Below are 11,640 nucleotides of genomic sequence, written 5' to 3' on the forward strand. Positions count from 1 at the left end.
CACGTTATCGACCGTCTCAGCCACCGGAATTGCGTGTAACGAGGCTACGTCTACGTTCACTGTACGTTACAACCTGGAGATTTGCCCACATGCCTTTTGCATGTGATGTCAGAAGGCTTCGCCATGTCGCTTTCACTTCATGGCGCCTCTCAGGCTACGGGAGTGGAGTCTATTCTCCCGATTGGACTTTCACCAACTAGATAATGTGTCCTTATCTGGACACGCCGATTTGCCAGCGAAGAGAGTAAAAACCATGTATTTGTTCCATCGGAACAATCTCCCAAGGTGTATTGGTAACATAAATGTTAATGCCAGCTAATCTTTTGCTTTTCTCTGAATATGTAATGCCCTTTTTACTTTCCGTATACACTTGTTTTTTCATACGCTCATGAAGTTGTTTTTCAGTTAATCGATACATAATAACTCGTGTGAATAGTTTTTTATCATTTCCAATATAACCGTCTGTTATTTCATGGACCTGTCCCGGTTTTAAGGTATTCATAGTGTGTTCTAAATCAACTTTGATGTACTGAGATTGTTTTTTTACTGCCCCATTTCGGAAATATTCAGGAAACTCATTTTTGATATACACCATATTATTTAGTTTAAGCCGCGATATATAATACACGCCTCGTTTGTCCATTTGATCTAAATCGTCCAGTGAATAATAGCCTAAATCTCGAATACATAGATCGCCAGGCCGTAATGTCGCTAAACATTCTGTTCCAAAGGTCTTATCATTATTTTTCCCCGGTTCAACTTGAAAGTTTAAAAACTGTCCGCTATGTAAATCATATTCTAATTGAATCTTTATGCCCGCTGTTTGTGCACAACCACCTGATCCAGGATACACACTAGCTAAATGTTTTGGCACTTGAAAAATCGTCGCATCTAAAATACGAATCCGTTGAAAATAGGTGATTGAAGAGCTTGGAATCACTGATGTTTCACAAATTTTATTTTTTAATAATGTGGAGAAAATATGTTTTAAAAAGCAAACAGCTTTCTTATTGAAACGTTTATTTAGTCCTTCTGGACTCATAAGAGTTCCTGTAACAGCATGAAGTTGACTACACAGTCGTACTAAAGAATCACTCGCTACCCGTTGACTAATCCAGACACAGATAGTTGCTAAATCATGCCCTGAAAACTTACGTTTCCGTTGTACAAACCCCAGTTCTCCAGCAAGTTTTTCTAAAAATGAAGGGGTAAGATGTTGATGTAATTCTTCAGCAAATAATTGTAGTTCACTTTGAATGGAAAGATTCATAAAAAACGTCATCCTTTCTGTATATTTCTACAAAAAGAATAACGTTTTTTTCGGCTTATAAATACAATTTCATTTATCTTTTTTGGTGTTATGCATCCCATTCACTTAAATAGGATGCATATTCTAATTCATCTGGATTATCATGTAACATAGAAATAAACTCCGTTACTTTGCGTAACTAATTTGTTTTCTTTGCTCACAAAGATCCAATTCCGAAATTTGTTTCCCAGCCAAAACCAATACTTCTTCGATTAATAACTCCAACTCATTTATACTGTTCTCTGGATGTCCTATTAATATATTTGTCATACGCTCATACAGATTTGCAGGCTTTATTTTCATTCGTTCAATATTAAAGGGCATCCATTTAAATGCAGGATGATGCACGTACATTTTATTAAGGCCAAACAAGGCGCCAAATATATTCTTCTCTACTTCACAAATTACATCATATAGCATGAGCCAATCTTTTCGTTTTAACAATGCTTCGCGGTTATTCCAGCGATTGCTTAGTAGAAGGTTCTCTGCAATCATCCTTTTGGAAAGTTCTAAAGGATACTTTTCAACTCTATCTTTTAACTTTTGAATTATTTCTTTTCCATACAAACTCACCCCATCTTGAATTGAAGCCACAATACATTGTTTCTCATAGTTAGTTTCGTACTTGTCCACCACATCTGAAATAAAACATTCAACTGTTACCGATAAAAAGTTACTTATCTCTAATTTGATTCCATCTTTCGTTAAATATGATTCAGACCACTCTTCCTTTTCATACGGGTGATACGACAAAATGGTTCCTCCAACATCTTGAATAGGATTTTGGCGATCTTCATCTTCTGGCGGTGCTGACCATAAAATATGCAATTCTATATCTGAGTGTTCATCTTGCCAGTTTCTTGATACTGATCCTGCCAAAAGAATTGCTTCTATTTTTGAATTTTGTTTATAGATTTTTGTCATCTCTATTGCTTTTTGCATTAAGTTCATTTCATTTCCTCCATATTTAATTATCCATTTGAACATTTTACTTTTGCATTAATACAATGTTCCTATGTATAGGTTAATAGTAATTTATTAATATATCAACCAATTTACTTATATTTCAAAAAATTCCTTAAATATAAAACACCTCATCGTCATCATGATAAGGTAAACAAATACCTCAAAACGAGAAAATTGATATCTTCAAATTGAAAATATATAAAATTCTTGTTTTGGGGTTTTATATATTTTTTAAGTTGATGGGCATGGGGTCACCATATCAAAAAAAGAAAATTGTACGTTTAGACATAATTTAGACACATTTTATCCGGTTCCCTGTACGTTAAGGGATTAGTTTGTATATTTGAGGAGATGTACTAGACAGATGTGAATTTAGGGGAATCCAATATTTTCTATTCAAATATGATAGAATGGAAATATATACAAAACGGAGGAAAAACAAATGAACTCAATCACAAAACAGTTTATTAATGATATCCGGCAAAGAAAGAACAATTATTTAGAAAATGTATTAATAGCAATACAACACCCTAAAAAAGAGCAATCTGAACAGGTCATTCAAAATATAGTAGAGAAGATGGATATGATGATTAGTTTAGTTACTACTTACATGAGGATTGAATCAGGATCTATGGAAGAATTAAAAGAACTTCAGGAAGAAATTATTCATGCTCAAGCATATATTCAAAAAAGAAAATTTGAAGAAACACAGAGATAAAACCCTGTGTTTTTATTTGGTCGTCTATGACGCCAATCTGTTATAAATCAAATTAGATGTAATTTGATCATTGTTTTGGCATAATCCATACAATTTGTTGAATACGTACAATATACGGTACCGTATCTTCAATGAGCAAATGATCTGGTTTCACATCCTTTAACTTTCCTCTTACATTACCTCTTACAGTTTCAATAACCACAAGTTTACCAATTACTGATTGTAATGTCTGATATACGTAGGGGTTAGGTACACTTACCATATTTTGTTCACTAAAGTCATTTTCCTCCAAATAACTCATTCTATAAGACTCCTTTCTAACTTGCATTCTTTCTCCTAATATATGATATAAATCTTATAAATATGCTAGAAGGATAATTCATTATATGAACGAAAATAACATTTTAATAAGGTACGTTTTCTATTCCTAAATTACTAAAAAATTATTAATATAAGATTATTTTTTAGTAATTAATAGGTACTGATATAGGGATATTTTAAATGTACATTTAGGTTATTCTTTTCAAGATATTTATCATTTTAAATACGCCCTTTATTAGAATACTGCTCATACTTTTTTTGAGATCCTTTAGTAATACGTGCGTTAAGTAAAATTGCTAACAACAAAAACACTCCATATTTTCCCCCTGTAGCTCCTATGATAATCACACTACTACAAACAAGTACAATTAATAGGAGAAACGAAACTAAATAAATACGGTTATAGTTCTTTGACATCTTCTCGTATTTTATACGTTCTTTCCTTGCATCCATCTAAATTCCTCCTTTAAATTATCTATTTCACTATAAAATAAATATCGCTCTTAAAAAGAAAACAATCTATCGTTTCAAATAATTAGTTTGTTTTTTTATCAACTAATTTATATAAGATAAAAAGAAATACTACCAATATTAAGCTTTCCACCATGATAATCCCGACCCTCTCCTTCCTTTTAACCCCATCACATCCGATGAAATTTATGTATATCCTATTATTATCAGCAACAAACAAAAAGGATCTTCCCTTCGCGTAAAGGCTGATCCTTTTCTTCGTTCATTCAACTATTTTTAGCTATTCTTGATTAATTAGAATAACAGCTGGTCCATCTACACGAATTCCACCAACTTCGATTTTTTCATAAGGCTCAACTGTAATAGAAATGATCCCTTCTCGCTTCTTTAATTCATTACTTAATTCTTTTGTTAACATTTTTTTCATGTGTGCACTCCTTCTTACTGCTTAATTTACTGTTGTTATGTAAATGAAATTTAAAATGGTTTCCTGGTCAGGAAACCATTTTCTTGTAGTTGACCATATGGTGTTATCAATTCGTTTATCAATTTTACGTAAAGAAGATAAACAATTATTATTCACTTTTTCAGTAGATGTAAGAAATTCTTAAAGATAGAGATGAGATTGATTGTTTTTTCTTCTAGAAATAATGACTTAGATATATATACCTAAAACAATGAAAGCCCTACCTCTCTTTCATCCTTACGGCTCCTTGTCCGTGCCAGTGTGAATCAGGATTGCAAAAATCAAGTGACTATTTGATCGAGTTATTTGATGAAACTTCAAACGTTCGTAAAAAGAAATTTAAATAATAAAAATGGATTAGATTGTAGAAATAACAAAAGAGGTTAATACTCTAAAAGTGAGTTGAAGAAGTTGAATGTCTTTGAAATGATTTACTTTTAATAATAATCATATTCCCAAAAAATTCAGGATATTTTTCGGGGATGTAATACATTATCTATAATGAACCTTAACAGAAACTTTTTAATTGATTTTCAGTGATCCCTTTAATTAATCCCAGTTCACTAATCAAAAATTCATGTGCGTTTTCCAACATTTTTTTTTCGCTTGTATTAAGTGCTTTTTCTTTCTTCATACGCATTAGATCACGTACAACTTCAGCACCTTCTTGTATTTCACCCGTTTTTATTTTGTCCGTGTTTACTTTATATCTTTGTTTCCACGGGAGTAATCTATCTGATTCTCCATGCTGAAAAATGTGTATGATGTGTTTTAATGCAAGTATATCAGTAACTGGACGTATACTCGAACTCAATATTTTACCCGTAGGAATCAAGACTTGCATATTACTGATTGACATTTTTATGACATAATACTGTTGTTTTTCTCCTGAGAATTCTTTTTCTTCTATGGCTTCAATTATACCTGCTCCGTGCATTGGATAAACAATGTTATCGCCAATTTGAAACATATAATCCACCTCCATATATGATAACCTTCTTAAGCTTAACATATATGTTATTTTTTATCAAATATTTAATAATATCATAAATTTATTTTTAGTGTCAATCACTTTTTCTTTAAAAATTAAATTAAGTAAAACGGCCACAAAATAATAGGGAGCGTGCCAGATTTCCAATAAAGAGAAGGGGAATTTCCCCGCGTATATTCTGAAACCTCTACTAATTAACGTAGATCAGTTTTCCCTTGAAAACGACCAAATCGATCCCGTATTTTTTTCAATCTTGTGTGGTACTCCAAAATCTCAATTCTTGCTTTTTCAGCTAGAGGTGCAATTGGTTGTAAGTCTTTTAACCCCCAATAATCCATTACTACATCAAGTACTTGATCAAAATATTGCAGCGGCCCATAGTTAGCTTCTTTTGCAATCACAGCCATTCTATTTTCAAAATCAGGCATGACAGCACCTGGCATTTTAAAATTCATAATCACATTGGCAATATGATAGCAATAATTAGGTTCCAATTCCAAATGTGTTCGAATGACGTCTCGATAAAATGCATAATGAAGAGTTTCATCTTTTGCAAGACGGCGTAATAATGTAGCAAGATCTGGATCATGCTTACTTGCAACCTTAGCTACATTATTGTAAAACACCATCGTTGCAAGTTCTTGTAGCGTCGTATACGTCATCGCTTCGATTGGTGTATGAAAATCAGGTTCAAATCCACCCTCAACGACTGACTTTCTTAATTCATGTAATCTTTTAGGGTTCACACTTCGAATGTACTGACCCCCTGTCAAGTAGACAGTAATTAAAACGCATAGTTAAGAAGCCTGAGTTCGATATTCGTATGGACTCAGGTTTTTTAATTTCTTTTGAAAACGATGATAGTTATAAAAATGAATATATTTATGTACGGCAAGTTTAACTTCTTCTACTGAACGAAATGAACTCAGATTAAAACATTCCGCTTTGAAATGACTGAAGAAATTCTCCATACAAGCATTGTCCCAACAATTCGCCTTTCTAGACATACTAGCTTTCATCTTATGTTTTTTTAGGAAATCATTATATTGGCGTGAAGTATACTGGAAACCTTGATCACTATGTAAAAGAATCCCTTGTACGTCTCGTCGTTTTTTGGCCTTGTTTAGCGTATCAATAACTAACTGTATATCATGACGATGGCTAATATGATAAGCCACAATTTCATTATTATAAAGGTCCTTTATGGCAGACAGATATAGCTTTTTCTCATTGAAAATAAGATACGTAATATCTGTTACCCATTTTTCATTTGGTTGTACAGCTTTGAAATCTCGATTTAAGTAATTCTTTGAGACTACACATGCTTCTTTTGATACAAAATAAGGTCGTTTTTTTCTGATAATCGCTCGAAGCTTCATCCTATTCATTAGCCTTTGAACTCGCTTATGATTTACAATGAGCTCGTGTTTCATCCTTAACCACACAGTTATTCTTCAATATCCATAGATACCCTTCACTTGTTTATAACATTCCATAATTTTTTCTTTTATTTTTCCATCTTCTATCTTCTTCGGAGAAGGATTGCTTTGTCTTTTTAACCACTTGTAGTATCCGCTTCTAGATACTTCCGCAATTTTACATAGTAGCTGTATTGAACGCATACCTTTGGACATTTCTTGTATCACCTCATATTTTTTGTATGCCGGTACAGCTTTCATCCCTCCTTTTACATTCCCAATAGCTTTTTTAGCATTTCGTTCTCTGTTTCTAGGTATTTGATTCTTTCTGTAGGATCCTTTGGACAATTTCTAGGTCTCCCTTTTTTTCCTCCAGTAGCCTTTCCACGTTTTTCTTCTAAACCTTTGATTCCCTCGTCTTTGAAACGTTTTACCCATCTACGTACGTTTTTTTGGGTTCCGGTGCAAGAAATTCAAGATACATGCAAGTAATCTCCTAACCTTGGACATACTGATAGTATTACTCTAGAAAAAGGTGTGTGATCGATATGGAAAAGGAAAATTTGTTCAAATGGAAGCATTATCAGCCGGAACTAATCTTATTAACAGTAAGATGGTACCTACGGTACAATTTGAGCTTCCGTAACCTGGTGGAAATGATGGAGGAACGAGGCTTATCCATGGCTCACACAACGATTATGCGATGGGTTCATCAATATGGACCTCAATTAGAAGAGAAAGTACGACATCATCTTAAAACAACAAATGATTCATGGAGAGTCGATGAAACTTATATTAAAGTGAAAGGGTAATGGATGTATGTATATCGTGCCGTTGATTCAGAAGGGAATACCATTGATTTTTATCTAAGTAAATCAAGAGATAAACAAGCAGCCAAGCGCTTTTTCAAGAAAGCCTTGGCTGCTTCTCATATTTGTAAACCTCGTGTTATAACAGTAGACAAGAACCCGGCCTATCCCGTAGCGATTCAAGAGTTAAAAGAAGAGAAACATATGCCTGAAGGCATACAAATAAGGCAAGTTAAATATCTCAATAATATAGTGGAACAGGATCACCGTTTCATTAAGAAACGTGTACGTTCTATGTTAGGATTCAAATCGTGTGAAACAGCCACTTCTATATTGAGCGGCGTTGAAGCCATGCATATGATGAAAAAAGGACAACTTAACCTACAGGTGAAGTCTGCTCAAAATGAAGTTGGGTTCATACATAAGTTATTTGGAATTGCATCATAATCTGTCATTGAATAGGCCATGTAGGTTCTATATCTCTATCAAATGGTTTTTGCACCAGAACCAGAAATTTTAATACCTCCAAGTATCAAAAGATGTTATTTGTTTCTAACAAGCTAGATTAGAAAGAATGACGTTTTCTTATGAATCATTCAAGATGAACTACAACCATTTGTGGAAGGATTACAACGATATGTTCACCTGTGGTTTTAGAAGAAATAGCCTATTCTTGGTCCATTGGAGAAGAAATGTTATCTTTGTATGTATCAATATAAATATTTCCATTTGCAGCAAGTACAGCATACGTAACATCTTTGTAGCGAAGGTTACGTTTTTTTAGTTCACATTGTAACCTTAACTCTGTCTGATTGTTTTGCCTTAGGTTTTCTGTCATAATTTCTCCATCCATAATTAGCTCGATGGGGAGTTTAGACTCTTTTTTTATCGGTATATTTAAATCTTGTTTTGTAACAGTACGATATTCAGGTTTTTTCAAAACAGATATCTTACCATTTGTTTCAACTACGACATAAAGAACTTCTTCAATGTTGAAAATACCATTCTCTCTTAATTGTTGGTTTAAATAATCTAGAGAATAGCGCATTTTCTGCATATTATTTTCTAAAATTCTCCCATTTTCAATAATGACTGTCGGATTTCCAGCAAATATTTTTCTGCCTATCCGACTTTTCATGGATATATAACTAACTATTAGAATGATAAATACTAAAATAAGAAAAGCGATGACTGCATGATGAGTTTTTACATTTAAATTAAATGCCAAATTTGCAATAATACTTCCGATAGAGATAGCACCAATAAAATCAAAGGTATTCATTTCCGCGATAATTTGCTTTCCTAATATTTTAGCTCCGATAAATAAAATCGAAAAAGATAACAGTGTTCTCAAAATAATCTCTATATGTTCAGACACAAGTAGCTCCTCCTTTTGGGATTGCATGTTCGTATTATAACAATTTATATAAGGATAGTATGTATCATTGTAAAAGAATTTATTATGTTCAATAGCATTAAATAGTTCATGTAGATGAATTAATCTCGGTTCTGTTGCCAAGTTTCTCAAAAGATAAAAAGAGACATGAATGTAAGAGGAAATATAATGATGTTGAATGTTTTGATACAGAGTACATTTTTTGAAATCGAATAAAATATGAATTATCAAAAAGAGATTGGATTCCCTTAAAGGGTATTAACTAGATAAATATGAACTGATTTGAATTACCGGGATATGTTTTCTACCTACAAAATCCTGTATCACTCTCACCTATCCAGAAAATCATAACTTTTTAAACTGGTGATTTCTTTGAGGAAAAACAATCATGTACCGACAGGTATTAATATTTTAAGACCGTCCCTAAAATATATTTTTGGTGTTTTTAAATTAAATGAGAAGTGAATATGATGTGCATTGTTTTCTTATTATCTAAATAAGAGTTTCTTAAATTACTTATATAAAAGCTAATGGACGAGTATTAATACTTATGAAGTAACTTTTATCTGATAAGAAAGGGGCATCAGATTTATGAACAACCTTAATTTCCTTTGTGAACAATTTGCTAAAATTCTTAATGGAAAAAGCAACATAAATCAGGGTGTTTGTTCTGTCTCCTTGCGTCGTAATATTAAAGTGTTTGTTCAAGGACGACCAAGCACCTCAGTGATACCGGTTGGGATATCTTTTGAATCGTTAGATCAAAATGGCAATGCGTTGAACTTTGGAGAAATCGCTATTTTACAAGAAGAAATCCCTTTATTTATGCAATCAATTGTTCAACAAGGGATTATTGTTAGCGCCTTACATAATCATTGGTTATAAATGAAACCATTGATTATGTATATTCATATCCAATCTGTTGAACCACCATTGAGTTTTGCAAAAAAATTGGCAAATTCCTTTTCAATTTTAAGTAGTTATCCAATTACTGATAACGGGAGCTAATGTTAAGTAGATCATATTTATTCATTTCCTATATCGAGAATCATGTGAACAAAAAATGCCCTCCAGCTAAGTGATCTAGAAAGCATTTTTATGAATTTCTAGATACATTGAATTCTGATAACAGGAATTATGTAAATACGAAACCCCTTCAGCAAGTAAATTGAAGGGGTTTTTTCTAGATACAGTGACTACTGATAAGTGAGATTATGTTAACTGAACAATTAGGCTTACAAATAATCCTAATTATAGTAAAATTTATAAGGGTGATAATTATGAGAAAAAGCGAAAAAGATGATTTATCTTGGAAAATATTTGAATTATGGATATCAATTCCAAGGAGTATCCGTTTAGCATTTTTGTGGTCAATTCTTATAGGATTTTCTTATTTAGGTTGGGTAAAAATCATACGTAAACTATTTGAATAAATATATTGTGACATGTTCAATAATTCCTTTATTCAAAGCATACTTTAAAACGTCAAATAAAGTATGTTTTTTGCTTATAAAACAGAAAGTGATTTATTATTATAAATAAAATATTGAATATTTGTAATATAATTATTGAGTTATGTATTTATAGAAATTTAAGGGAGATGACTATGGAGTTTATTACTTTTAAAGTAATTTGTATCTTTTTATTTTTAATGCTTATGACTTCTATAGAAGTTTTAGGATATGGAGTTCGACTTGTTGGAGCGAAATTGGCGTTAGTTGCATCGGCTTTTGCTATATATAATATTATGTCTTTAATTGCTCGATTTTCTAATATGTTTCAACAACCATTTACTGCTTCTTTGGTTGATAGTGCAGTGAAAAATGGTGGATTAGAATTATTAATTAAACAATTTAGATTTTTGTTATTAGGTTCTACTATGGGAGTAATACTTGGAGGGTTATTAGTACCATTTTTTATGAATGTTTTTTCTAAAGCGCTTGTACCTTTATCAAAAGATGGTTCGTTTTTAAACATGTTTAAATTAATAAATAGCACCAATTTGAAAAGAATGAAGAACTATTTTGTTTTAGTAAATAAAAATAATCTAGAAGGGGTAAATTTAAAAAATATATCAATTAAATTATTTGTTATTAATACAATTGTTTCTGCCGTATTTACAGTAGGTGTTATGTCTGCGTTGTATGCAACTTTATTAATTCCTGATTATGATAAAGCAGCGATGTCTTCATCCAATATTATTACTGGAGTAGCTACGATTCTATTAACACTTCTTATTGATCCTAAATTGTCTTTTTTAACTGATAAAGTTGTACAAGACAATCGTAGATATTGGGAACTTAAGAATTTTACATTTATGATATTAATTTCGAGATTATTAGGTACATTAGTTGCTCAGGTTATATTAGTTCCAGGTGCATATTATATAGCATGGTTTGCTAATTTTATTTCTTAAAATTTTTATATGAAAATCAATATATCTAAAGTAAACAAATATTTAAAAGTTTACTTTAGAAATAAGAAAAAAAGTCCTATATAAGAGGACTTTTTTTCTTATTTTTTTCCACAACTATCAATTAAATCATATTGTACAGAAATGATTTCATTTCGAATTTGGTTGAGGTGATCATGTAATGTTTTTTTAACTGCACTACCTGTTTTACTTTCAAAACTTTTATCTAGTACAATCCCTTGTTCAGTTAAGCTTTTGCATACATCATGAAATGATTCTTTATTTTTTTGAATGTCATTTTTTTGTTTTGTTATGATGCTATCTGCTTTCAATGATACTTCAGTTTCTAAAAATGTTCGTTG

At 31.8% G+C, this 11,640-nt stretch carries 11 protein-coding genes and 5 pseudogenes; 4 read left to right on the forward strand and 12 right to left on the reverse strand.

Features of this window, described 5'->3' with window-relative positions:
- Positions 1-220: 220 nt before the first annotated feature.
- The 3 genes and pseudogenes from C564_RS33000 to C564_RS0129890 form a co-directional block, all read right to left on the reverse strand.
- Positions 221-1,270, reverse strand: a pseudogene (locus C564_RS33000) (IS4 family transposase); the annotation flags it as partial.
- 88 nt (positions 1,271-1,358) lie between these two features.
- Positions 1,359-1,433 (reverse strand): annotated as a pseudogene (locus C564_RS35830) (VOC family protein); the annotation flags it as partial.
- Between the two features lie 2 nt (positions 1,434-1,435).
- Positions 1,436-2,260, reverse strand: a complete 825-nt coding sequence (locus C564_RS0129890) for a DUF4037 domain-containing protein (protein ID WP_018767988.1) — start codon at positions 2,258-2,260, stop codon at positions 1,436-1,438.
- A gap of 457 nt (positions 2,261-2,717) precedes the next feature.
- Between C564_RS0129890 and C564_RS0129895 the strand changes: the two genes are divergently transcribed.
- Positions 2,718-2,993 (forward strand): hypothetical protein, encoded by a 276-nt coding sequence (locus C564_RS0129895; protein WP_003202922.1) that lies wholly within the window; start codon positions 2,718-2,720, stop codon positions 2,991-2,993.
- A gap of 67 nt (positions 2,994-3,060) precedes the next feature.
- On the opposite strand, the gene C564_RS0129900 is transcribed toward C564_RS0129895, so the two are convergent.
- The 7 genes and pseudogenes from C564_RS0129900 to C564_RS36515 form a co-directional block, all read right to left on the reverse strand.
- Positions 3,061-3,294, reverse strand: coding sequence for a YuzF family protein (locus tag C564_RS0129900; protein WP_003202925.1), 234 nt, complete (start codon positions 3,292-3,294; stop codon positions 3,061-3,063).
- Positions 3,295-3,533: 239 nt separating this feature from the next.
- Positions 3,534-3,767, reverse strand: a complete 234-nt coding sequence (locus C564_RS0129905; protein WP_018767989.1) for a hypothetical protein — start codon at positions 3,765-3,767, stop codon at positions 3,534-3,536.
- 298 nt (positions 3,768-4,065) lie between these two features.
- A complete protein-coding gene (locus C564_RS36510; RefSeq protein WP_000738547.1) occupies positions 4,066-4,212 on the reverse strand; it encodes a BC1881 family protein in 147 nt (48 codons plus the stop codon).
- 547 nt (positions 4,213-4,759) lie between these two features.
- Positions 4,760-5,221, reverse strand: coding sequence for a CarD family transcriptional regulator (locus C564_RS0129915; RefSeq protein WP_018767991.1), 462 nt, complete (start codon positions 5,219-5,221; stop codon positions 4,760-4,762).
- 215 nt (positions 5,222-5,436) lie between these two features.
- Positions 5,437-5,994 (reverse strand): annotated as a pseudogene (locus C564_RS33010) (acyl-ACP desaturase); the annotation flags it as partial.
- A gap of 45 nt (positions 5,995-6,039) precedes the next feature.
- Positions 6,040-6,687 carry an IS3 family transposase gene (locus tag C564_RS33975; protein ID WP_257140281.1) on the reverse strand — a complete coding sequence of 216 codons (648 nt, stop codon included), beginning with the start codon at positions 6,685-6,687 and terminating at the stop codon, positions 6,040-6,042.
- Between the two features lie 9 nt (positions 6,688-6,696).
- Positions 6,697-7,008, reverse strand: coding sequence for a transposase (locus C564_RS36515; protein WP_018767994.1), 312 nt, complete (start codon positions 7,006-7,008; stop codon positions 6,697-6,699).
- Positions 7,009-7,208: 200 nt separating this feature from the next.
- Here C564_RS36515 and C564_RS35840 point away from each other — a divergent pair.
- Positions 7,209-7,916 (forward strand): annotated as a pseudogene (locus tag C564_RS35840) (IS6 family transposase).
- 220 nt (positions 7,917-8,136) lie between these two features.
- On the opposite strand, the gene C564_RS0129940 reads toward C564_RS35840, so the two are convergent.
- The gene (locus tag C564_RS0129940; RefSeq protein WP_018767997.1) at positions 8,137-8,847 is read right to left on the reverse strand and encodes a DUF421 domain-containing protein; all 711 of its coding nucleotides are present in this window, start codon (positions 8,845-8,847) and stop codon (positions 8,137-8,139) included.
- Between the two features lie 609 nt (positions 8,848-9,456).
- Here C564_RS0129940 and C564_RS33985 point away from each other — a divergent pair.
- A pseudogene (locus C564_RS33985) lies at positions 9,457-9,873 on the forward strand (DUF1259 domain-containing protein).
- Positions 9,874-10,471: 598 nt separating this feature from the next.
- The gene (locus C564_RS0129955; RefSeq protein WP_018768000.1) at positions 10,472-11,281 is read left to right on the forward strand and encodes a lipid II flippase family protein; all 810 of its coding nucleotides are present in this window, start codon (positions 10,472-10,474) and stop codon (positions 11,279-11,281) included.
- A gap of 98 nt (positions 11,282-11,379) precedes the next feature.
- On the opposite strand, the gene C564_RS37125 is transcribed toward C564_RS0129955, so the two are convergent.
- Positions 11,380-11,640: hypothetical protein (locus tag C564_RS37125; RefSeq protein ID WP_018766552.1), on the reverse strand; the 261-nt coding region annotated here is incomplete at its 5' end.

The sequence above is a fragment of the Bacillus sp. 105MF genome, assembly GCF_000374885.1.
GTDB lineage: Bacteria > Bacillota > Bacilli > Bacillales > Bacillaceae_G > Bacillus_A > Bacillus_A pseudomycoides.